Raw genomic sequence first — 23,001 nt, 5'->3', positions numbered from 1 at the left:
GGGGTTCTGTATCAGAAGTTGTAGTTGATAGTGGAGTTGAAGGGTTAGCGGCAGCGTTAAATAAAGCATCCAGCTTGGCTTCATATTCATGATAGCCAAGGGTGTGATAAAGCTGCTCTCGGGTTTGCATCAATTCCAGCACATGGCGCTGATGACCGTCGCTAAGCAGCTCTTTATAGACTCGCTCCGCCGCCTGACTCATGGCACGAAAGGCCGACAACGGATACAGCACCATGGCCACCCCTACCGCGCCCAGCTCGGTTTGAGTAAATAATGGGGTTTGGCCAAACTCAGTAATATTGGCCAGCACAGGTACAGACACGGCGGCACAAAATGCCTGATAATCCACCAAGCGGGTCACAGCTTCGGGAAAAATCATATCGGCACCGGCCGCCACACAGGCCTGAGCCCGATCTATAGCACTGTTTAAGCCCTCTACGGCCAACGCATCGGTGCGCGCCATTATGGTGAAATTGCTATCGGTGCGGGCATCCACCGCCGCTTTAATGCGATCCACCATTTCATCAAGGGAGACGATAGCTTTGTGAGGTCGATGGCCGCAGCGCTTTTGCGCCACTTGATCTTCAATATGAATGGCACTGACACCGGCGCGCTCCATTTCTCGTATCGTACGCGCAATATTAAAAGCGCCGCCAAAACCAGTGTCCACATCCACTAATAAGGGCAAATCGCTGGCAGCGGTAATACGGCGTGCATCTTCTAATACGTCATTGAGGCTGGTAATGCCTAAGTCGGGCAGTCCATAAGAGGCATTGGCCACCCCAGCACCGGATAAATACAGCGCTTGATGCCCTGCAAGCTCTGCCTGCATGGCGCTATAGGCATTAATGGCACCCACTATTACTAACGGGCCAGATGGTGAAGAGTGCATCGTCGAGCCAGCAGAAACTGCCGCTAAGCGAGCTAATAAACTGTGCTTCATGGCTCCTCTCCTTCGATTCTCCTAAGCGACAAGGTTTACCTAAATACAAGGTTTCACCTAACGGTAAGCGCAGCTGCTAGGCAGCCTCATTTTGCTAATAGAGTCGTTTAGATACTAGAACAGTTAGGAAAGTCTGGAGGGGTAAGTGAAGAAAATATCTGGGGGTAGCATGTTTTGTATCAAAACAGGGGTCAGACGAGGAGTTTAGAATCTTTTGTAGGCGAACACTTGTTCTCGCATTATGCCGCAGGCATAAATCTTTAAAGCATCCGCTGCGCAGAGTTTTGCAGGTAAAGCAGCGATTACAAGTGCACGGTTTTTGTAGGAGCCAATTTATTCGGCTCGGTTTGGTTCTAGTTTTGGTTTTAAAACCCGCCAGCTACGCAGGCCCGCTTAAGTTCACTGCGCTTTAGCTACGCTGAGATGGCGCGCCGCTTTGGCCATTAACTCTTCGCTCATGGCGGTGGCCGACATGGGGCGGGCGAGCCAGTAACCTTGGCCGAGATCACAGCCTAGTTGCGCAAGCTTATCCTGTTGTGCTGCATCTTCTATGCCCTCGGCCACTACCCTCATATCTAGGCTGTGCGCCAGTGAGATAATGGTTTTAACCAAATTAAGGGCACGCACGTCGGTCACCATATCCGCGACAAACGACTTATCAATTTTAAGCTTATTGAGCGGCAATTGGCGCAAATGACTAAAAGACGAATAACCAGTACCAAAGTCATCGAGCGCAATCTCAATACCCAGCGCACGCAGTTGCTCTAGGGTCTCCGCAGAGCCTGCGGTATCCCACAAACTGGTGTCTTCGGTAATTTCTAACACCAAAGCGGCGGCACTGAGTTGGGTTTGCTGCAATACTCGGCGCACCGTATTGGCCAGCTCACCGTCCATAAAGATGCTAGGGCTAATATTGACGTTTACCTTCAGCGGCTTATAGCCTCGCTGGTGCCAGAAGTGCAGCTGACTGCAGGCCGTGTGCAGCACCCATTCATTAAGACGATGAGCCAAGCCGTGCTGCTCGGCCACGGCGATAATCTCCAGCGGATACACAGTGCCGTGCTCCACGGATTGCCAACGCAACAGGGCTTCAATGGACTCAATTTTACCGGTGGCTAAGCTATAAATAGGCTGATAATGCAGCGTTAATGTGTCTTGCTCTATGGCTGTTTGCAAAGCAACCGCTAATTTTTGGCGACGCAGACGCCGCTCATCCATGCCACTTTCGTACAATTGAGTGGCATGGCTGCGGCTGTGTTTAGCGTAATACATGGCCGTATCCGCATGACTGAGCAGCTCGGTTACACTCGACGCTTGTGCCGGATATAAACTGGTGCCTATGCTGGCTTGTGGGGACAAACAGCCATCCGTTAGCTCTACATCGCGCACGATGGCCTGCCACAACACGGTGGCCATGGGGCTGGCCTCTTCTGAGCTGGGCAAACGCTGAATGATCACAAATTCATCGCCGCCTAAGCGTGCCACTTGGCCTTGTTCGCCGAGAGCCGTTTGCAAGCGTTCTGCCACTATTTTTAATACTTTATCGCCGACTTTATGACCCAAGCTGTCATTAATGGCCTTAAAGCCATCGAGATCGACCATGTGCACCGCCAAAGAGCGGTCATGGCGATCCGCCCACTGCATCGCCTGATCTATAAGCTGGTAAAAATGCATGCGATTCGGCAAACCGGTCAGAATGTCGTGATAAGCCAATTGTCGATTGCGGCGGTTTTCGCGCACCAATAACAGCAGCATCAAGGCACCACTGAGCAGCAGCCCCGCCAAGGAGAGCGAGGATCTCAGCCGCGTGTCTTGCAGCACATCGAGCTGGCGCCAAATATTATCGCCAGAAAAGTTATCAACGTTAATTTCTCGGGCTAATTGATGAAAATGGGTAAGCTCTTCGCGCAACGCCACAATGGCCGCGACATCTCCGCCGCTAAGCCCATAAACGTCGTCTTCCCATAATCTTAATTGCTCTGATAAGCTGCCAAGCAAGGGCAATACGCCAGGCTGCTCACGCAGTGGGCGATTTTCTTTACCTGCTAATAAGCTATTAACCCGACTCCAGAGCACCTCAAAGCGCAGCTCTAGATACTCGTTGTCTTCTAGGCCAGCTGCTAACGCGGTCAGAGCTTGGTCAAACTTCACCACTTCCATTTCTAACTCTGAACTGCTCCAGCCCACCGCCTTAACGGTGGATGAGACATAGCGCACCACTTCAAAGTCGCGGTAATAGCTATACAGGGAGCTGGCACTGAACAACACCACTATGGCGGTCATGACCAAGAGTTTGAATTTTTTCACCTATTGCACATCCTCATTTATTGCACATCCAGTGTTCTTAGTTGCCAGATCAGCAATTCGTGAAAACGTTTATTATCCAGTTGTTTTGACTCCGACAAGGGCAGCATCAGCCAAGAAGGGCCTTTATCGCGAATTCTCATCGGCTCGCCATCCATACGAGTGGCCAATAACAATCCGCTCAATTCAGGACGTGAGATGTCTATGACAGAAAAATATTCATTAAACGCCACCGCCTTAATCACCACGCCTTTCGCATCCACGCGTTCTAATAAATCGCGTAATAACACGCCACTAAAACGATGCACGCCATTGGTCCACGGGGTTTCGGTATCAAATTCATGCTGGGGCAAACTGTCCAGCAGCGCTAAATCAAACTCGGCCTGTTCGGTTTGCTCCAGGGCGCTGTTAGTTCCCGAATTCGTCACCCCAATATTACCGGTAAGGGTTAACAACACCCGCCCTTCGGGGGCCGACAAAGGTTCCGCCGCTAGCGCCTCGTCCGCGGTAAAGCTGAGCGTTACACCACATAAGACGGCTCCCAACAGCCATTGCGTAGGCCTCAACAACGGTGTTTTTTTAATTCGCATGGCTCCCCCTAAATAAGACTCGATAGAGTATATAAAACATAGCAGGTTTATTATCGAGGACCTTGTCTATATTCGTGACCGTGATGACGTGTAGCCGTGATGGCGTTAAAATAAGCTCCAAAAAAGTCCCACTTATAACACCAAATAACGAGGCCCGAATTGTTCGGGCCTCGTTATTTTTTACAAGCGATTCAGGCTAATGCCAGGCTCCGCTAAGGCCGTGAGTGCCGGCCTATTATCTCGCACATAATCGGTAAAGGCATACGCTGGGGTATTACAGCTCACCTGCGCCTGCTGGCAATTAAGGGGCTGATTAATATAGTTCACCTCAATGGCGCCTTGGGCATTTTTACTCAATCTGGCCACAGGGAACGCGGCCAAGTTACCGTTTACATAGGCAAGGTCGATACGATCTGTGAGCACTTGCTGAGCATCAAACAAGGTCTGTCCACCGCCGTTAGCCAAAGCGTGAAAGCCCGTTAGCGCCACTTGATACTGGGTATTAGGATCAAGACGCGTCCACTGACCATTGCGTGCATACTCAATGCGGCTCAAGTAACCTCGGCCACGACTGGTTTCATTAAATTGATAACGCAAACCCGCCACATAAGGGAAGCTGCCGCCATCAGCGTTAGGCGCAATGGCACCATTAATGGCTTCAAGCAATAAGCCTGCTACCTGATGGCCGGTTAATGACACCAAACTAATGGGATTATTACCAGGCAACAATTCCATGCTTATTTGGCCGGCTTTAATGGCCCCTATTTCGACACCTTGATTAATGGCACTGGCAGCAACCAAGGAAAAATCCGCCTGACGACCGGTCACAGATTGTACGCCCTGTGTATTTAGCCAATACAGCTGACTGGCCGCCACCAAAGGAGCAACTTGTGAGCTTTTGCCGGTTACTGGTAACTGGGCGTGAGCCAAAGTCTGGGGCACAACACCAATCACCTTGCCGTACGCTTTTAATAAGGCTGGCTGATATTCTTTGGCAATGTATTGCTGCAAGGATTTATCTTCTGCCACTATGGCGATGTTATCGGCATCGGCATCGGCAATGGCCGCCATAATGCTTTGCTGCTGTTGTTCGCTCACTCGTTGAGTGTCATTACGGCGTACATCAGTGTAAAACTGCTGGTCGACTAATAAGGTATTGCCACCTTCACACTGGCTGACACGGCCATCATAGGTAAAAGTCACCGTTACTTTGCCTATGGCTTGGCCAAACTGGCCCGATTGCACCACACAGGTGCTGCCACGGCCATCAGGGTTAGTAAAGCGGCGGGCATAAGGTTCGTTTTTAGTGCCACCCAGCGCCGTAAAATCGCCCAATAAACCTTGGGCATGGCCACCAACTATCACATCAATGCCATTCACTTTTTGCGCCAGCTGGTTATCGCGTTCCAGCCCTAAATGCGTCAGCGCCACTATGTGGCTCACGCCTTGCTCTTTAAGCGCGTTAACTGTGCTTTGAGCACGGCTCACTTCTTGCTCAAAGCTCAGCTGGCCCACTTGCTTGCCCGCCGTCGCCATGTCTTGTCTTACCAAGCCCAATACCGCTACTACCGGAGATTTACCCGCGTCTTTAACGCTCGCCACACGTTTTTTCTTATTGCCTTTAAAGGCATACAAGACATAAGGCTGAAGATTTTCTACCGCTTGTAAATCCGCGTCTTGGCGGGCATCTAGGTTGGCCGCCAACACTGGAAAGTCGACTTGCTCAATAAAAGACGCCAGATGGCGGTTGTCGAGGGCAAACTCGCGCTCACCCAGGGTCATGGCATCGAGTTGCATGCGGCTGAGAATATCCGCATTCATGGCGCCTTTGTGCTGAGTAAAATAGCCGCTGCCCTGCCACGCATCACCGGCGTGTAAAAATAAAAACGCCTGATTGTTAGTGTGGGCTTGCTCACGCAGTTGATTGGCGTAGTTAAAGACGCGCGCACTGCCACCGGCTCTGGTGTAAACCGCTTTATTGGCAAAGCTGAGTCGCACATCATCGGCATCAAAATGTGATTGGGTATCGTTAATGTGCGCCAAGGTCAGGCTAAAAGGCTGATCCGATTGTGAGCTGGCACAACCGGTTAGCGCTAACGCCAATAAGCTCGCCATCAGGGTTTTATTCATGTAACTAGACACTCCGAAAAAATATAATGAGATTAAAAAATCAAATAAAGAGCACACATAACCGACTAGCTGCTAAAAACCACGGTTTTACCCTGGTGTAAAAATACCCGCCCTTCAATGTGCGCTTGCACGGCGCGGGCCAAGGTTCGACATTCAATATCGCGCCCCTTGGCAATTAACTGCTCGGGATAATGGCTGTGATCCACCACCTCTACTCCTTGGCTAATAATGGGTCCATCATCCAAGTGGTTATCAATGTAATGAGCAGTGGCCCCCACCAGCTTGACACCTTTGTCATAAGCCTGATGATAAGGCAGCTCACCTTTAAAGCCGGGTAATAACGAATGATGAATATTAATGGCTTTACCTGTAAGTGCTGTGCTCAGCTCAGGGCTTAGCATCTGCATATAACGCGCCAGCACCACTAAGTCCGCTTGGCACTCATTGATCAGCTGCAACACCTGCGTTTCTTGCAGGGCGCGATTGCTATCATCAACTGGCAAATAGTAAAACGGAATATGGTGCCAGTCGGCCAAGCGTTGTAAATCCGGATGATTAGAAATAATGGCCGGAATTTCAATGGCTAATTGACCGGTGCGATAGCGATATAATAAGTCGTTTAAGCAATGATCCAAACGCGACACCATGATCACCACATTCGGCCTCAGGCTTGCCGCCGTTAGCTCCCACTGCATACCAAACTCGGCGGCTCTGGGGGCGAGGCCTTGGCGAAACTGCTCCACATCAAAGGCGTGATCCGCGGGGGGGCGAAACTCCATGCGAATAAAAAAGTGCGCGCTTTCGATATCATCAAAAGTCTGCATTTCTACCACGTAACATTGCTGCTCGCACAAATAACGGGTCAGCACATCCATGGTGCCTAAGGTGCTAGGGCAATGAGCAGTGAGATAATAGGTGTTCTTCGGCTTAGCCACTACGGTACTCCTACCCCTAATTCATCAAATACCCTGTTAAGGGGGCGCTAGTTTGCGGCAAAGCGTCATTCTATACCAGCGCTGCAACACTCTAGCGCAGGGCTTTTTCCATAATAAAACGCGTAAACTCGATATCTTCTTTTTCAATCTGCTCTTGCTGCACTAACCGGTAACCTCTTTGCTCGAATACCGGTCGTGATAACAAGCTGGCATCGGTACGCAAACAGCCCACACCACGGCGGCTCGCCTCCTGTTCTATGTCTGCACACAGACGCCCAGCAATGCCACGCCCGGCGTGATCACCCAGCACATAAAGCAAGGCCAGATGGTCGTCAGGATGCAAAGTAGCAAAGGCGACTGGGATCTGATTGCACGCCATCACTCGGGTGTAGCCGGTGAGCACTAAGGTTCTAAAATCTGCCGCATATAAATAAGGAAAAGCGGCCCAAAATTCAACCTGTTCATCACTGTAGCCACGTCGCCCTTGAGCCATGACTGCGTCATGAAAAATCAACTCCAGACTGCTAAGGTCGGTGTCTCTAAAATCCCTAATCAGGTACATAACTACTCCGATAGAAAATCAACCCGGCTTAACGATTAGCCGCTGGCAAAACCAGAGATTGCTTGGCATCTTGATGCTTGGTTTGGTGATTTTCTTAACGCTAGGACAGGCTATCGGCCTAACCACCACAAACTTGAGAAACGAGTTACCTTTTATCGCACATTACTTTGGCGCTAATAACCTTTTGCGATCATAACAAAGCCTAACCGCACTGGCAGCAATCATCACCCAATTTTGTTAGCTTTAGGGGGCTAATTAACAGCAACGACCTTATAAACCAACGTAGGTGAGCATAAGAGACAAGTTAACGGAAAATTATCGGTGCGTTGAGCATAAGCACCCTTAATGACAGCCTGAATATCTTACAGGCAAACCGCGCCAGCTCTTTCCTTTTTATCGCGTTGAGATATGCTGCAGGCATACCTTTACCAACCCAAACTTAACCGCGAAAGGTCAACAGACCCTAATAAGAGCGACCAAAGAGACCTTATGCTAAAACCAACTTATATCAGCGCATTAGTGCTGGGCGTTATCCTTAGTGGCTGTACGAGCGCTGCCAATACCGCACCTGTCACCACTGAGTCCGCCAAAGACTCGGCTAAGACCAGTACCACCGCCAACAAAACCAGCACGCCTGCGGCTAAGACTCGCCCGCCTACCGCCACCGAGATGGCTGACTTTAATACTTGGCGCCAACAGTTTCGCGTACAAGCACTCAATAAAGGCATTACGCCCGCCACCTTCGATGCCGCCTTTAAAGGCGTAAAACTGGATAACCAAGTGATCAAGCTTGACGGCAGTCAGGCGGAGTTTACCCGTCAAATTTGGGAGTATCTGGACACGGCCACCTCTACTACACGCGTCACTACTGGTCGTGAAAAGTGGAAATCGCTGGAAAAAACACTGAGCGCTATCGAAGCCCGCTATAACGTGGACGCCAAAGTTGTGGTATCGGTATGGGGCATGGAAACCAACTACGGCTCTTATCGCGGCAATACCAGCACCATCGCCGGTTTGGCGACCTTGGCCTTTGAAGGCCGACGTCGCACTTTTGCCGAAGCCGAGTTAATAGGCGCACTGAAAATTTTGCAAGCGGGTGACGTGACGCCTGAGCGCATGCGCGGCTCTTGGGCCGGTGCCATGGGCCATACCCAGTTTATGCCCACCAGCTATTTGCAATATGCTCAAGACTTTAACGGTGATGGCAAACGTGACATTTGGTCGGAAGATCCCACAGATGCACTGGCCTCTACCGCTGCTTACTTGGCTCGCTTTGGCTGGCAACATAAAGCGCCTTGGGGCGTAGAAATTAAATTACCGCAAAACTTTGATTACACCACCGCCGATCAAAGCAACCTTAAGCCCGTCGCCTACTGGCGCGAGCGCGGGGTAAAAACCATTACCGGCCAGCCATTACCGGACTTTGGTGACGCCGCTATTTTAGTGCCCGCCGGTGCCCATGGCCCAGTATTCGCTATCTTTAAGAACTTTAAGGTGATCCGTCGTTATAACAACGCCACCTCCTATGCGATGGCGGTAGGACATTTAGCTGATAAATTAGACGGCGCTGGTGAATTCGTCGCCAGCTGGCCAAGAGAAGAACGCGCCTTAAGTCGCAGTGAAAAAGTGGCCTTGCAAAAAATGCTCACCGCTAAAGGCTTTGATACCAAAGGCGTAGACGGCGTCATTGGCCCTAACTCCATTAACGCTATTCGCGCTTATCAGCAGTCTAAACAACAAGTGGCAGACGGCTATGCCAGCGCCAGCTTGCTGGAGCAACTGAAACGCTAATTTTATCCAAATAAAAGCACAAAAAAGAGGATAAATCCTAGCCTAAAACGAGTGTAGAGATTCTGGTGGACGTCAAGATTTCGCGTTAGCTGTATGCCTTACGTTAAAGCAAATATCGGTTTTGGTCTTATCTGTCTTTACGAGCGCAGCGCGGCAATCCATTCTGCAGGCTGCGCTGGGTCAAAATATAGATTGCCGCGTCGTTACACTCCTCGTAATGACTAAGGTTAGGGTTTGGCTCTGGCCTTTTGTAGGGGCGCCTTACTTAGGTAGGAAGCATTCGACCTCTTTAGGCCGTGCTATGGTTTTTGGTCGATTGAAATCGACCCTACAGAAGACATAAAAGTCTGATCAGTTAGTTTCCCAGATTGCTATTAACTACTGCTACTTAACTGCGATTAAATAAAAACGCCCCGTCCTGAGTGACGGGGCGTTTTTGTTTTAGCCTTCAGTCTTGGCCAAATATGCTGCTTTGACCTTGCTGGTGGATTTTCTGAGCACTTACGGCTTAAAACTTACTCGTATGTTTACTCTTATACACAAATTGTTAGTAGTCATAACCAAATCGATTATAACCCAGACGAATCTGCTGCTAACATAGCACTTAATCTATATAAATTACTGTTTACGGAGTCACCATGCTACTGGTGCTATTAAATTTAGCGGTGTTTGTTGTGTTAATGCTGCTTTTAGGCCGTTTGGCCGGCCGCGGCCAGTCGTTATCTCGTCAAGTGTTAACCGGTTTGCTGTTTGGGGTGGCCGCCGGTTTTATTATGCAAAATCTGTATGACGCCAACACCATAGCGCGCACCCTAGAGTGGGTGAACATGGTGGGCACCGGCTATGTACGCTTGTTGCAGATGATAGTGATCCCACTGGTGTTGATCTCTATTTTAGGTGCCGTGTCGCGGATGCACAATGCGACGTCGCTGGGCAAAATCAGCGCGCTTTCATTGGGTATTCTGCTCGGCACCACCGCCATTTCTGCGTTAGTCGGCGTATTTGTCACCCACAGCTTTGGCCTCAATGCCGCCGACTTGGTGCAAGGCGCTCGCGAATTAGCTCGCGCCGAGCTATTAGAGTCTCAGGTGGCCAGCGTGGCTAATTTATCAGTGCCGCAATTAGTGGTGTCTTTTATTCCCCAAAATCCCTTTGCCGATATGACGGGCGCCAGCCCTACCGCCGTGATTGGTGTGGTTATTTTTGCGGTGTTTTTAGGCTTAGCCACCTTGACGCTGCTGAAAGACGAGCCAGAGCTCGGCCGACGAGTGATTGGCGGCATAGAAGCACTGCAAGCCTTAGTGATGCGCTTAGTGCGTTTGGTGATGAAGCTCACTCCTTACGGCGTGATGGCACTGATGACCAAAGTGATTGCCGGCTCTAATCTGCAAGACGTGCTGAGTTTAGGCGGCTTCTTGCTGGCCTCTTATTTAGCAATTGCCATTATGTTTGTCATTCATGGCCTGCTGCTGACCTTTGTTGGTGTGAATGCCAAACGTTTTTTCACTAAGGTGTGGCCGGTACTGGCGTTTGCCTTTACCAGTCGTTCCAGTGCCGCCACCATACCGCTAAACGTACAGGCACAGACGCAAAAGCTGGGCGTACCGGAAAGCATTGCCAACTTCTCTGCCTCCTTTGGCGCCACCATTGGCCAAAACGGTTGTGCCGGGATTTATCCGGCCATGCTGGCGGTGATGATAGCGCCCACCATGGGCATTGATGTGCTGGATCCCTTGTGGTTAGCCACGCTGGTGGGTGTGATCACCCTCGCCTCCTTTGGTGTGGCGGGTGTGGGTGGGGGTGCTACTTTTGCCGCGCTTATCGTATTACCGATTATGGGTATGCCTGTGGCCTTGGCCGCCTTGCTGATCTCCATTGAGCCGTTAATCGATATGGCGCGCACCGCCTTAAACGTGAATGGCTCCATGACCGCTGGCACCATCACCAGCAAGTTGCTCGGCCAAACCGATAATGCGACCTTTCTTAAGGACGAGAACCTGAGTGATGAAGAGCTGCAGGACCTGGGCCTTAAAAATGAAACAGACCTGCAAAACAATAATCAGGCTGCTAATTCCCTGTAAGCTCTAATTGCCATGGCTTAATGCCGATGTCGATACCGAAAAGACCGACTAAAAACGCCTAGCCTCTGCGCTAGGCGTTTTCGCTTTTGCTGCAGCGCCCCCGCAAAATTTGTTATCATGCGCTCCATCACGCCATGTTTGTGAACTTATGCTTATGGCGATCAATGTTATTAATACAGCGCTGCTATTTATTAGGCAGGCGCTGCAACTTATGAGTAAAGCGTTGCTATGCACTAGTTACGCTGGAGATGTTTATGTCACAAGAAGCTATGTCGCAGAAAGCTATGTCAGAAAATGCTATGTCACAAGAAGTTAAGCCGAAAGAAGCAATGCCTGAGTTTGTGGTCTGTGCCCTGTATAAGTTCGTCACGCTAGCAAACCATGAAGCACTGCGCGAGCCGTTGCAGGCGATGCTAGAAAGCCAGCAGATCCGCGGCACCTTATTACTGGCCAGTGAAGGCATTAACGGCACAGTAGCCGGCTCACGCAACGCCATCGCAGAGCTTAAAACGTGGTTTGAACAGGATGCACGCTTTAGCGGTATCGATTACAAAGAATCCATCAGCGCCGAACAGCCTTTTTACCGCACCAAGGTAAAGCTTAAGCAAGAAATCGTCACCATGGGTGTTGAGGGCATAGATCCGCTACGAGTGGTGGGCACCTATGTGGCACCCAAAGATTGGAACGCACTGATCTCAGATCCAGAGGTGATTTTGGTGGATACCCGTAACGATTACGAAGTGGACATCGGCACTTTTAAAGGTGCGCTAAATCCGAATACCGAGAGTTTTCGCGAATTTCCTGAATACGTAAAAAATAACCTCGATGCCAATAAGCACAAGAAAGTGGCGATGTTTTGCACCGGTGGTATTCGCTGTGAAAAAAGCACTGCTTATCTTAAAGAGCAAGGCTTTGACGAGGTCTACCACCTGCACGGCGGTATTTTAAAATACTTAGAAGAAGTGCCTGCGGCAGAGTCTATGTGGGAAGGCGAATGCTTTGTGTTTGATAACCGCGTGACCGTGGATCATCAATTAGAGCCCGGCCAATATGAATTGTGCTCGGCTTGTCGTATGCCGCTGTCGCCAGAAGAGCTCACCCACGCTCATTTTCAAGCAGGCATCAGCTGTCAGCATTGCCATGATACTCACACCCCGGAGCAGCAACAGCGCTACGCCGAGCGTGAGCGCCAGCTGCAATTGGCCCAAGCTCGCGGCGAAGCCCACATCGGCAGCGATGCAGTAGCCAATGCCGAACAACGCCGTGCCGACAAGCTGGCCCGCAAAAAACAACAACAGAGTAAAAACAAAGCTTCTTAATACGTGAGGGGTGAAGAGTAAGGCGTGAGGCGTAACTGCGAACCTGAAAGTTCGGTTGCTCGTCTCACTCCTTACTCGCTGCTACTGATATCTTCTCCTCACCCTTTACACCTCACATGTCACGGTAATTCAATGCTCTGGATCCCTTTTACTTTGTTTGCCGCCTTAATGCAGGCGTGGCGTAATGCCTTTCAAAAGCAACTCAGCCAAGACTTAGGCGCCACCAGCGTCACCTTGGCCCGCTTTATATTGGCAGGTCCGTTGGCCGGTTTATATTTGTGGGGCTTATATCTCTGGCAACCCGATGAGGCACTACCGCAGTTCTCTGCACTGTTCTTCGTCTATATTGTGGGGGCGGCACTGTGCCAAATTATCGCCACCGCCCTAATGGTGCGACTATTTCAGCTGCGCAATTATGCGGTGGGCGTGGGACTGGCAAAGAGTGAAGCCATTTGGGCGGCAATATTAGGAGTGGCCTTTTTTGGCACCCTGCTCACACCATTAGGTTGGCTGGGCGTATTGCTCGGCGGTATCGCAGTAGGATTATTAAGTGGCCTGCGCCGCATTGCGGGGGTGATTTCGCCTAAGACCCTAATAGTGGGCGTGGCCAGCGGCTTAAGCTTTGCCCTGACTTCACTGTGGGTACGCGAAGCCAGTTTATTACTTGAGCTGTCGTTTCCTTTTTCCGCCGCTTGGGTGTTGTTATTGGTGATCGGCCTGCAAACCCTGCTGTTGGTGGGTTGGCTTGGGCTGCGCGATCCGCCCAGTTTAATTGGCTTGGCTAAGCGGCCTAAGTTAACGGCGCTGATTAGTATCTGCAGTTGCTTAGGCTCCATTGGCTGGTTTAGCGCCATGAGTCTAGAAAGCGTGGCCTTAGTCAAAACCCTCGGCCAAGTGGAAGTGTTATTTACGTTGTTGATTTCCAGCTATTACTTTAAGACTAAGCTAGCCCGCCAAGACCACTGGGGATTAGCCTTAATTGTTATCGCCGCCATTTGCGTGATGTGGGCTTAATACGGTGAATCGTGAAAGATAACGACATTGACCTTAAAAGCTAAACCTATTTAGCCACGGCATACACGAAAATGTACAGACAAGCACAACAATAAAAAAGGTTCGCAGCCTTACAATTTAAAGATTACTTTTGATTGATTGATGTTCATTTTCCGTGTGGTTCCGTGTATTCCGTGGCAAAGAAATTCCCTAGTTTTTTAACTTATGGCTCTGTGTTGCCCGAGGGGTTCGCATCGAAGGGGTAACGCCTAAAGGTCAGTAGTCGCTTCACGCCTTCTAGCACTAATAAACCCACCGCTAACCAAATGGCGATATAGGTCGGCCATTCCGCGTCTTGAATGCTCTCGCCCAAGATTAACGACACCACCACCAGCAAAACAGGCTCTACGTAGCCGAGTAGGCCAAATAAGCTAAAGGGCAGTAGGCGACTGGCAACGATATAACAGACCAAGGCTAAGGCACTGACAACGCCTAAGCCCACCACTAGCGGCCACAATAAAGGACGCACCTCGAAGGCTAAAAACGGTTGATCAACGGATAACACAAACCAGGCAGCCGCGGGCAGCATCAACAACATATCACACCAGAGTCCGCCTAGGTTGTCGGTGCCTATATACCGGCGCCAGACAAAATACATCGGATAACCCAGCGCCACCACTAAGGTTTCCCAAGAAATACCGCCCGCCTGCCAGACTTCATTTGCCACGCCAATAACGGCAAACCCCACTGCAGTCCATTGCAGACGACTCGGCCTTTCTTGATAAACAAAGCGACCAATCACCACTAATACCAAGGGCATCATAAAATAACCGAGCGAAACAGGCAGCCCGCGGCCATTAATGGGCGCCCACATAAAGATCCACAATTGTACGCCCATTAGTGCCGCAGATACGGGCAAGCCGACCCACAACAAAGGCCGGCGTTTTGCCTCAGCAAATAATGTAGTCACCAAATGCCAATCGCGGCTGTAAAGCAGAAATAAGGCGACACATGGCATGGTCAGTAGCATGCGCCAACCAAACACCACTTCCCCAGACAGCGGGTGCAGCAAACTGGCGTAATAATACAAAAAGGCAAACAACACAGATGCAAACACCGACAGCCCAATACCTCGGGTCATGGCTCTCTCCTCTTATATATGTAACTCACGTATTTTGCTGGCAGTCTAACAGCTTCCCTGCAGATATTAGGCTGATGCTATAAATAAAATCAGCCAGTAGCCACCGAACAAGCGTCAAAAACCAGCATATAACTCCAAGTACTCGCCCTTAGACGAAACAGATAAAAACATGACTGCGTAAATCGCCGATTCCAAAGAGATAAGCATTGCAGTTAAAGATTGAAGTTAAGCAGATTCACGCTATAACAAGCACTCACTTGTTATAGGATTGCGGCATGCGCCTGATACTTTCATTATTAATGCTCTTATCACTCACCAGTTGCGGCTCAGCCCAAGGCCTGAGCTTGGAATTATTACCGGTGGCGCGCTTTGACAGCCGCTTAAGTGAAACCTCGGGCCTGATACGCTGGCAGCAAGGGTTTATCAGCCATAATGACAGCGGCAATGCGCCTGAGCTATTTGTGCTTAACGATAAAGGAAAGATAAGCGCGCGCCTCACCGTACCAACCAAGAATCACGACTGGGAAGATATTGCCGCTCAGGGCAATACCCTGTATTTGGCAGACACCGGCAACAACAGTGGCCAGCGGCGCGAGCTGAAGATTTTAGTACTCAAGCTCGCACAAGACACACTTAGCCTAGCCTCCATCTTGCCGGTGGCCTACGCCGAACAAACGAATTTTCAGCCGCCGCGCCATCAACATAATTTTGATGCAGAAGCTCTCACTAAAGTAGATGACGAATTATGGCTGTTTACCAAACGCTGGCTTGACCAAGAAACCGCCATCTATAAGCTGTCTACTCATCAGGGAGCAATGAACGCTGTGAGGGCAACCGAGCCGACACCACTGCAGGCCCAGCAGCAGCTTAATACTCAAATGCTGGTCACGGGCGCCGACTTTGATGATCAAACCAAGACTCTAATGCTGCTCGGCTATAGCCGCTCTTGGTTTAATCGCCACGCGTGGATATGGCTATATCCGGTACATGAGGGTCGTGTGCTGGAGCATTTAGGCCGAAAATTGATGCTCAGTGAAAATGGTCAATTTGAAGGCATTAGCCTCGCAGATGATGGCTTTATTTATGTGACTCGCGAAGGCCGCGGCACCAATCTGTTTCGCTCGCAACAAACGTTAGCCACACTAATGGCAAAAGAGCCATCTTTAAATAACGCAACGCTAGACAACGCCAAGACACAGCAATAATACTCACCTTATTATTCATTATGTTAAGTCTATAAGCGTTGTTCGGTCACTGCCGCAAGCTGGCTAAGCGAGATTAAGTTTATCTGTGGTCTAACATCAGCGCCGGCCAGCGTCCGTTTATCTACTGGCATAAAACTGCAATAAAAAACCCACCAAACTGTCATCTGCCTCACTTAGCATCGGCTTCGAACTTAGCTTACTCCTGAGGATTGAAATCGATGAACAGCATACTGAGAATATCCAGCCTATTGACCCTAAGCCTAAGCACGTCGGCTGTGCTTGCCGCCGATCTCGCAGAGCTAGAACAAAAGGCGCGAACTGAAGGCAAAATATACAGTGTCGGCATGCCTGATAGCTGGGCGAATTGGAAAGACACTTGGCAGGATTTAAGCAAACAATACGGCCTTAAGCATCAAGACACCGATATGAGCTCGGCTCAGGAAATTGCCAAGTTTGCCGCAGAAAAAGACCATGCCACCGCCGACATTGGCGACGTAGGTGCCGCTTTTGGTCCTATCGCCGTGCGCCAAGGCGTCACCCAAGCCTACAAACCCACCACCTGGGAACAAATCCCCGACTGGGCCAAAGACCAAGACGGGCACTGGATGCTGGGCTACACCGGTACTATCGCCTTTATCGTTAATAACGAACTGATACACAAAGCCCCCACCTCTTGGCAAGACTTGCTAGATGGCGACTATCAGGTAACCGTGGGTGATGTGGGCGTGGCCGCACAAGCCAACAGCGCCATATTAGCCGCCGCGTTTGCGCAAGGAGGCGATGAGTCCAATATCAAGCCGGCACTGAATTTATTTGCCGAGTTGGCAAAACAAGGCCGCCTGTCTCCCATAGACCCCAATATTGCCAACCTAGAGAAAGGGGAAGTGGAAATGGCCATCTTGTGGGATTTTAACGCCCTTAATTATCGTGACCAAATTAATCGTGACCGCTTTACGGTGGTTATCCCCAGTGACGGCTCGCTGATTTCAGGCTACGCCACCATTATCAATAAATATGCTAAAAACCCGAACGCCGCCAAGCTGGCTCGAGAATATATTTTAAGTGATGCTGGACAAATCAATTTGGCGCGCGGCTATGCCCGCCCCATCCGCGACAATGTCACCCTGCCTGCTGATGTGCAGGACAAACTGCTACCCCAAGAGATGTATACCGTGGCGCGTCCTATTTCCGACCATAAGGCCTGGGAGAAAAGCACCCGCACCTTATCTCGCCAATGGCAGTCCGCCGTACTCATTCATCAGCAGAGATAAAGCATAATGAGCAAGGTCATACTGGTCGTAATAGACGGACTGGCCTATGAAGTAGCCCAACAATGTATGGGCTACTTGCAGGGCCTAAACGAAGCGGAGCAGCTTACCAGCTATAAAATGCAATGTGAGCTACCGGCGGTATCCCGCCCCCTTTATGAATGTATTCTCACCGGCACTCGGCCGGTGGACAGCGGAATATTAAATAATGATATGGTTCGCCTTAGCACTCAGCAGAGCCTGTTTTCTCTGGCGCGTTCGGCGAAGTTAACCACGGCGGCGGCGGCTTATCACTGGGTTAGTGAACTGTATAATCGCGCGCCCTATCAGCCGGTACGGGATCGTTTCACTCACGACTCGAAATTACCTATTCAGTATGGCCTGTTTTATTCTCAGGACCATTACCCAGACTGTCACCTACTACAAGACGCCGAGATCCTGAGAACCCGATTCGATCCGGATTTTTTGCTGATCCATCCCATGAACACCGACGACGCAGGCCATAAGTTCGGCCTAGACTCGCGACAATACCGCAACAGTGCCCGGCGTTTCGATCTGCTATTGGCCAACTATCTGCCGTGTTGGTTAGATGAAGGCTATCAAGTGCTGATCACCAGCGATCACGGCATGAACCGAGATCACAGCCATAGCGGCATCTTGCCAGAAGAGCGAGATATACCGCTGTTGGTAGCAGGAGCCGCCTTCAGCCATAACCGTCATGCCCGCCCGCAACAAATTGAGCTGTGTGGCACTATCGCCAGCTTGCTGGGGATCCCCCACGACAAACCCATGTGCAGCGAGTTATTGAAATGAGTGAACCACTAACCGTCAACTTCCCCCCAGACTCCAGCCTTTCCCAAGCGCGAGCGCCCCGTCATCATCGTCATAAAGCGTCGTCTGTGGCGGCTAAACCTGCAACTTGGCGGCGCGCCCTGCCCCTATTGTGGCTGCTGCCCTTTGCATTACTGTTTGGCCTATTTCAACTGGCGCCCATGATCTGGGTCATGGTCAATGCCTTTCAAGTGGATGGCCACTGGAGCTTGGCCAATTTTAAAGAGATTATCGACTCGCCCTTTTATCTGCAGTCGTTTACTAACAGCATCGACTTGGCGCTATGGTCCAGCCTGCTGGGCTTACTGATTGCACTGGCGGGAACCGCAGCACTGCGCCAAGTGCCGGGTAAGTTACAAGATATGGTGGTGGCCTTCACCACCATGGCCAGCAACTTTTCTGGGGTGCCGCTGGCGTTTGCCTTTATCGTGTTACTGGGCATGAACGGCGCCTTAACCTTATTGCTGCAAGAAGCCGGTATCGTCGAGAGCTTTAATTTATATTCTCGCAGCGGACTCATTGTGCTTTATACCTATTTTCAAATCCCGTTAGCCATTTTATTGCTCTACCCCGCGTTCGACGGTCTGCAAGAAGACTGGCGAGACGCAGCCGCGCTGCTCGGCGCTCGCCCGTGGCAATATTGGTTACGGGTAGTATTACCCGTGCTAACACCGGCCTTGTTGGGCACCTTTATCATATTGCTGGCCAATGCGCTGGGGGCCTATGCCAGTACTTTTGCGCTGATGACCAGCAACTATAACTTGGTCACCATCCAGATTTCCGCCTTGGTCGCCGGTGATATTTTTCTTGAGCCGCAGCTGGCCGCAGCCCTGTCGCTATTACTGATGATCATCTTGCTGCTGGTGACCGCAGTCAATCAGTGGATTATTAGCCGGAGCCGTTATGAATAAATCACTCAAGGCCCCGCTGCTGGCCCGATTAACGGTCAACGGACTGCTGATTTTGCTAGTCGCTCCCATTATGACAACCTTGGTTTACTCCTTGTCTGCACAATGGGGCGCACATATTTTACCGCGCGGCTTTACGTTCGACTGGTATATCACACTGTGGTCCGACAGCCGATTTTTGGCCGCCTTTGCCCGCTCACTGCTGGTGTGTTTGGCCGCCTTGCTGCTCAGCTTGCTACTGATATTACCGACGCTGTTTGTGGTGTTCTATTACTTTCCGCGATTGAAGAGTCTGATGAACCTGCTGATATTGCTGCCTTTTGCGGTGCCGCCTGTAGTGTCATCAGTCGGCCTATTACAGCTCTATGCGGGTGGGCCTTTGCCACTGATTGGCGGCCCTTGGATTTTGATTTTCTGCTATTTCACTATCAGCCTGCCCTTTATGTACCGAGCACTGGCCAATAACCTGGACGCCATTCCATTGTCGGACTTAATTGACGCAGCACATCTGCTGGGCGCCAGCACGGTGGTGGCCTTTCTGCGGGTGGTATTGCCGAACATCCGTAATGGTTTGCTGGCCGCGCTGTTTTTGTCTTTCTCGTTCTTATTCGGCGAGTTTGTATTCGCCAATATGCTGGTCGGCACCCGTTTTGAAACGCTGCAGGTCTATCTGTATAGCCAACGCACCAACAGTGGCCATTTTACCAGCGCCATGGTGATGTCTTATTTTCTCTTTATCGGCGTCGCGACCTGGTTCGCCTTGCGCCTGCAAACTCGGAGCCGCTAATGCACTACCTAGAAGTTGCCAACCTGACCAAATCGTTTACCGACACCCCCGTGTTCAAGGGCATCAGTTTCGATATCAGTAAAGGGGAGTTTGTTACTCTGCTCGGCCCTTCGGGCTGCGGTAAGTCGACGCTGTTACGCAGTATTGCGGGGCTAACCACGCCAGACAGCGGACAGATACGGGTCGCAGGAGAAGACATTACTTGGCTCAAGCCGCAACATAGGGGCATCGGCATGGTCTTTCAAAGCTATGCGCTGTTCCCCAATCTGACCGTGGCCGACAATATTGCCTTTGGCCTGACCATGCAGCGGATAAATAAATCAGATATCGCTCACCGCGTGGCCGAGGTCATTGAGCTGGTGGGCTTGAGCGGTCGAGAACGCGCTCATCCCGCTCAACTCTCCGGTGGCCAGCGCCAGCGCGTCGCCTTGGCGCGAGCACTGGTAGTACGGCCGCGCATTCTGCTGCTGGACGAACCGCTATCCGCACTCGATGCCCCAATTCGTAAACACCTGCGCGAACAGATCCGCACCATACAGCGACAACTTAATCTAACCACCGTATTTGTCACCCACGACCAAGAAGAAGCATTGACGCTATCGGATCGGGTATTTGTGATGAATCAAGGTCAAATAGTACAGGCTGATACCGCCGAGGCGGTCTACACTCGGCCCGCCAACGATTTTGTGGCAAGCTTTATTGGCAACTATAATCTGCTTTCAGCCGAACAAACTTATTTATTGCTGAAGCTGACCATACACGGCAGACTGGCCGTGCGCCCTGAGTCCATCTATATTCGTGAGCAGGGTCGTGACTATGGTCCGGCAATGTCACCGCCCATACCAGCCAAAGTCAGTAGTCATCAACTGCTAGGCAATGTGATTCGCTATCGTATCGAAGCTGCGGGCTGCCTGCTAACAGTAGATAAGCTGAACCGAGGGGCAGAGGCATTATTATCGGTCGGCAGCCCACTTGAACTGCTATTCGATTGTAACGAGCTGAAGGAGGTTGCCTAATGAAATTAGCGATTTTTGACTTAGATGAAACCCTGATCGCCGGCGACTCTGCCCGCTTATGGCTAGAATATTTAGTGGATCGCAAGCTGATTTCCGCTGATATTTTAGCCCAAGAAAAAAGCCTGATGGCCGCCTATTATCAGGGCCAGCTGGACATGGATGCCTATATGGCGCTGACTTTAGCGCCCATTCGTTATTGGCAAGCAGACGTACTAACCCCACTCGTCGAAGATTTTGTGCAGCACTACGTTTTGCCTTTAGTTTATGGGGACGCTCAGGCGCGATTGCATTGGCATTTAACCCAAGGGCATACAGTGGTGATTATTTCTGCCACCGGCGAGCATCTGGTTAAACCCATCGCCCGCGCCCTTGGCGTAGAGCACGCCATCGGTATTTTGCTCGATTACTGTGACGGCGCCTATACCGGGCTCACCCGAGGCGTGCACAGCTATCAAGAAGGCAAGCTCACCCGCTTACAAGAATGGATGCAGCAACAAGGCATTACGCCCAGCACCAGTTACGGTTACAGTGACTCGCTTAATGATTTGCCGCTTTTGGAATACGTGGATCAAGCCGCCGTGGTCAATGGCGATAATTACTTATATCGCATCGCCGCCGAGCGCGGTTGGGAGCTGCTGACTTGGCGTTAGTACTCGCAGTCTGTGTATCAACATAAAAAAGCCCCGCGTGATGCGAGGCTCTCTGTCACTTACTGCTGTGTGACTATTACTTTGTGACGACAGTTTTGTTGCCACTTCTTTGCCTACTCTTATTCACAGAGTCGTCTTTAAGCCGCTTACATAGCCGCTTTAAACATGGCTACTACTTGCTCGTGACTCGGCTGAATCGGGTTGGTGACGCCACAGGCATCTTTCATGGCATTGGTGGCGAGCGTGGCAAAATCAGACTCTTGCACACCCAAGCCGCTCAAGCCCGCCGGAATGCCCACCTGCTCGGCCAAGCTGACAATGGCATCAATACACAGCTTAGCGCCCTGCTCCGCGCTTAAGCCGCGCACATCTAATCCCATGGCGGCGGCAATGTCTGTTTGGCGATCACTGGCCACTTGGCTGTTAAAGCGCTGTACATGTGGCAACAAGATGGCGTTACAGACTCCGTGCGGCAAGTCGTAAAAGCCACCTAACTGATGCGCCATAGCATGCACATAACCCAGCGAAGCATTATTAAAGGCCATGCCCGCTAACAGCTGAGCGTACGCCATTTGTTCGCGTGCTTGCATGTCGTGGCCATCATTCACTGCACGCGTAAGATATTGGCTGATCAAGCTGATGGCCTTAATGGCACAGGCATCGGTAATGGGGTTAGCGGCCGTTGATACATAAGCTTCTACCGCATGAGTCAGTGCGTCCATCCCGGTGGCGGCGGTTAAGGACTTAGGCATATTCTTCATCAATTCGGCATCGTTTACCGACATAATGGGCGTCACGTTTTTATCCACTATGGCCATTTTAATGTGGGTTTGTTCGTCGGTAATAATACAAAAGCGTGTCACTTCTGAGGCCGTACCGGCAGTGGTATTAATGGCCACTAACGGCAGTTGCGGCTTGGCGGAGCGATCCACACCTTCGTAATCGCGAATATCACCGCCATTGCTGGCCACCAGCGCAATGCCTTTGGCACAGTCATGGGGTGAGCCACCGCCCAAAGAGATCACAAAGTCACACTCTTTTTGACGTAACAATGCCAATCCCGCTTCCACGTTACCCGTGGTGGGGTTAGCTTGCACTTGGTCAAAAATACTGGCCTGAATATCTTGCTTGGCCAATGCTTGCTGCAAGTCGCCGGCATAGCCTAGCTCCACCAAGGGCTGGTCAGTCACGATTAAGGCATGCTTAAAGCCCAGTTGACTTAGCTCGACCACCGCTTGCGCAAGCGCACCGGTACCAATGAGATTAACGGAGGGCATATAAAATGTGGCAGTGTTCATATTATGTTCCTTATCCATTTACAAACAAATTGGTAGCTGCTCGCGATTATTGGCGGCAAGCAAGCTCAAAAGAGTACATAAAATTAATATTTATACTTGCATCGCTTTTTAACGCTTACGCCACTTTATCTCTTATTTAGCTGTGGTGCTTTATTCCAGATCATGGTTTTCTCAGTTAAAGAACACCTTTTAAAAGCCAGAGACAAAAAAGGGACCTAAGGCCCCTTTTTTGTGTCTGTTGATGTTTTA

The 23,001-nt window shown here is 50.7% G+C and carries 18 protein-coding genes and 1 pseudogene; 11 read left to right on the top strand and 8 right to left on the bottom strand.

Annotated elements, in window-relative coordinates:
* Positions 1-52: 52 nt before the first annotated feature.
* The 6 genes and pseudogenes from prpB to CBP31_RS14100 form a co-directional block, all read right to left on the bottom strand.
* Positions 53-892 (bottom strand): annotated as a pseudogene (gene prpB, locus CBP31_RS14125) (methylisocitrate lyase); the annotation flags it as partial.
* Positions 893-1,342: 450 nt separating this feature from the next.
* Positions 1,343-3,250, bottom strand: coding sequence for a putative bifunctional diguanylate cyclase/phosphodiesterase (locus tag CBP31_RS14120; RefSeq protein WP_227875045.1), 1,908 nt, complete (start codon positions 3,248-3,250; stop codon positions 1,343-1,345).
* A gap of 17 nt (positions 3,251-3,267) precedes the next feature.
* Positions 3,268-3,837, bottom strand: a complete 570-nt coding sequence (locus CBP31_RS14115; protein ID WP_087038301.1) for a hypothetical protein — start codon at positions 3,835-3,837, stop codon at positions 3,268-3,270.
* A 180-nt stretch (positions 3,838-4,017) separates the two neighbouring features.
* Positions 4,018-5,967, bottom strand: a complete 1,950-nt coding sequence (locus CBP31_RS14110; protein WP_087038300.1) for a bifunctional metallophosphatase/5'-nucleotidase — start codon at positions 5,965-5,967, stop codon at positions 4,018-4,020.
* Between the two features lie 65 nt (positions 5,968-6,032).
* Positions 6,033-6,902, bottom strand: coding sequence for a formyltetrahydrofolate deformylase (purU, locus tag CBP31_RS14105; RefSeq protein ID WP_087038299.1), 870 nt, complete (start codon positions 6,900-6,902; stop codon positions 6,033-6,035).
* Between the two features lie 91 nt (positions 6,903-6,993).
* Complete coding sequence (locus CBP31_RS14100) at positions 6,994-7,464, bottom strand: GNAT family N-acetyltransferase (RefSeq protein ID WP_087038298.1); 471 nt, start codon at positions 7,462-7,464, stop codon at positions 6,994-6,996.
* A 489-nt stretch (positions 7,465-7,953) separates the two neighbouring features.
* Here CBP31_RS14100 and CBP31_RS14095 point away from each other — a divergent pair, with 489 nt between their 5' ends.
* From CBP31_RS14095 to CBP31_RS14080, 4 genes are all read left to right on the top strand, one after another.
* Entirely contained in the window at positions 7,954-9,255 is a 1,302-nt protein-coding gene (locus CBP31_RS14095) for a lytic murein transglycosylase (protein ID WP_087038297.1), read from the top strand.
* Between the two features lie 638 nt (positions 9,256-9,893).
* A complete protein-coding gene (locus CBP31_RS14090; protein WP_087038296.1) occupies positions 9,894-11,336 on the top strand; it encodes an L-cystine transporter in 1,443 nt (480 codons plus the stop codon).
* 254 nt (positions 11,337-11,590) lie between these two features.
* On the top strand, positions 11,591-12,655 hold the full coding sequence (trhO, locus tag CBP31_RS14085) for an oxygen-dependent tRNA uridine(34) hydroxylase TrhO (RefSeq protein ID WP_265414959.1): 1,065 nt from the start codon (positions 11,591-11,593) through the stop codon (positions 12,653-12,655).
* Between the two features lie 132 nt (positions 12,656-12,787).
* Entirely contained in the window at positions 12,788-13,669 is an 882-nt protein-coding gene (locus CBP31_RS14080) for a DMT family transporter (protein ID WP_087038295.1), read from the top strand.
* 202 nt (positions 13,670-13,871) lie between these two features.
* Here the strand turns inward: CBP31_RS14080 and rarD are convergent, their stop codons facing one another.
* On the bottom strand, positions 13,872-14,789 hold the full coding sequence (gene rarD / locus CBP31_RS14075) for an EamA family transporter RarD (protein WP_087038294.1): 918 nt from the start codon (positions 14,787-14,789) through the stop codon (positions 13,872-13,874).
* A gap of 275 nt (positions 14,790-15,064) precedes the next feature.
* On the opposite strand from rarD, the gene CBP31_RS14070 reads away from it, so the two are divergent.
* The 7 genes from CBP31_RS14070 to CBP31_RS14040 all read left to right on the top strand — a co-directional run bounded on the left by CBP31_RS14070 (position 15,065) and on the right by CBP31_RS14040 (position 21,454).
* Entirely contained in the window at positions 15,065-15,994 is a 930-nt protein-coding gene (locus tag CBP31_RS14070; RefSeq protein WP_087038293.1) for an SdiA-regulated/phytase-like domain-containing protein, read from the top strand.
* Between the two features lie 218 nt (positions 15,995-16,212).
* Complete coding sequence (locus CBP31_RS14065) at positions 16,213-17,265, top strand: ABC transporter substrate-binding protein (RefSeq protein ID WP_087038292.1); 1,053 nt, start codon at positions 16,213-16,215, stop codon at positions 17,263-17,265.
* Positions 17,266-17,268: 3 nt separating this feature from the next.
* Positions 17,269-18,075: an alkaline phosphatase family protein gene (locus tag CBP31_RS14060; protein ID WP_087038291.1), complete on the top strand. Its 807-nt coding sequence runs from the start codon at positions 17,269-17,271 to the stop codon at positions 18,073-18,075.
* Positions 18,072-19,004 (top strand): ABC transporter permease, encoded by a 933-nt coding sequence (locus CBP31_RS14055; protein ID WP_087038290.1) that lies wholly within the window; start codon positions 18,072-18,074, stop codon positions 19,002-19,004. Before CBP31_RS14060 ends, CBP31_RS14055 begins: the two co-directional genes overlap by 4 nt.
* Positions 18,997-19,788 carry an ABC transporter permease gene (locus tag CBP31_RS14050; RefSeq protein WP_087038289.1) on the top strand — a complete coding sequence of 264 codons (792 nt, stop codon included), beginning with the start codon at positions 18,997-18,999 and terminating at the stop codon, positions 19,786-19,788. Before CBP31_RS14055 ends, CBP31_RS14050 begins: the two co-directional genes overlap by 8 nt.
* On the top strand, positions 19,788-20,804 hold the full coding sequence (locus CBP31_RS14045) for an ABC transporter ATP-binding protein (RefSeq protein ID WP_087038288.1): 1,017 nt from the start codon (positions 19,788-19,790) through the stop codon (positions 20,802-20,804). The genes CBP31_RS14050 and CBP31_RS14045 overlap by 1 nt, the downstream gene beginning before the upstream one ends.
* A complete protein-coding gene (locus CBP31_RS14040) occupies positions 20,804-21,454 on the top strand; it encodes an HAD family hydrolase (protein ID WP_087038287.1) in 651 nt (216 codons plus the stop codon). The genes CBP31_RS14045 and CBP31_RS14040 overlap by 1 nt, the downstream gene beginning before the upstream one ends.
* A gap of 146 nt (positions 21,455-21,600) precedes the next feature.
* Here CBP31_RS14040 and yiaY read toward each other — a convergent pair whose 3' ends face one another.
* Complete coding sequence (gene yiaY, locus CBP31_RS14035) at positions 21,601-22,752, bottom strand: L-threonine dehydrogenase (protein WP_087038286.1); 1,152 nt, start codon at positions 22,750-22,752, stop codon at positions 21,601-21,603.
* Between the last annotated feature and the right edge of the window lie 249 nt (positions 22,753-23,001).

Origin of the sequence: Oceanisphaera profunda (assembly GCF_002157895.1) — a bacterium.
Taxonomy (GTDB): Bacteria; Pseudomonadota; Gammaproteobacteria; order Enterobacterales; family Aeromonadaceae; genus Oceanimonas; species Oceanimonas profunda.
The sequence above is the reverse complement of the archived record's forward strand: the minus strand, read 5'-3'. Positions and strand labels throughout refer to the sequence as shown.

Excerpts from the sequence above, each read along its gene's own strand:
- CBP31_RS14115 (WP_087038301.1), bottom strand. The coding sequence starts at position 3,837 with ATGCGAATTAAAAAAACACCGTTGTTGAGGCCTACGCAATGGCTGTTG.
- CBP31_RS14110 (WP_087038300.1), bottom strand. The coding sequence starts at position 5,967 with ATGAATAAAACCCTGATGGCGAGCTTATTGGCGTTAGCGCTAACCGGT.
- CBP31_RS14100 (WP_087038298.1), bottom strand. The coding sequence starts at position 7,464 with ATGTACCTGATTAGGGATTTTAGAGACACCGACCTTAGCAGTCTGGAG.
- CBP31_RS14095 (WP_087038297.1), top strand. The coding sequence starts at position 7,954 with ATGCTAAAACCAACTTATATCAGCGCATTAGTGCTGGGCGTTATCCTT.
- CBP31_RS14090 (WP_087038296.1), top strand. The coding sequence starts at position 9,894 with ATGCTACTGGTGCTATTAAATTTAGCGGTGTTTGTTGTGTTAATGCTG.
- trhO (WP_265414959.1), top strand. The coding sequence starts at position 11,591 with ATGTCACAAGAAGCTATGTCGCAGAAAGCTATGTCAGAAAATGCTATG.
- CBP31_RS14080 (WP_087038295.1), top strand. The coding sequence starts at position 12,788 with ATGCTCTGGATCCCTTTTACTTTGTTTGCCGCCTTAATGCAGGCGTGG.
- rarD (WP_087038294.1), bottom strand. The coding sequence starts at position 14,789 with ATGACCCGAGGTATTGGGCTGTCGGTGTTTGCATCTGTGTTGTTTGCC.
- CBP31_RS14070 (WP_087038293.1), top strand. The coding sequence starts at position 15,065 with ATGCGCCTGATACTTTCATTATTAATGCTCTTATCACTCACCAGTTGC.
- CBP31_RS14065 (WP_087038292.1), top strand. The coding sequence starts at position 16,213 with ATGAACAGCATACTGAGAATATCCAGCCTATTGACCCTAAGCCTAAGC.
- CBP31_RS14055 (WP_087038290.1), top strand. The coding sequence starts at position 18,072 with ATGAGTGAACCACTAACCGTCAACTTCCCCCCAGACTCCAGCCTTTCC.
- CBP31_RS14050 (WP_087038289.1), top strand. The coding sequence starts at position 18,997 with ATGAATAAATCACTCAAGGCCCCGCTGCTGGCCCGATTAACGGTCAAC.
- CBP31_RS14045 (WP_087038288.1), top strand. The coding sequence starts at position 19,788 with ATGCACTACCTAGAAGTTGCCAACCTGACCAAATCGTTTACCGACACC.
- CBP31_RS14040 (WP_087038287.1), top strand. The coding sequence starts at position 20,804 with ATGAAATTAGCGATTTTTGACTTAGATGAAACCCTGATCGCCGGCGAC.
- yiaY (WP_087038286.1), bottom strand. The coding sequence starts at position 22,752 with ATGAACACTGCCACATTTTATATGCCCTCCGTTAATCTCATTGGTACC.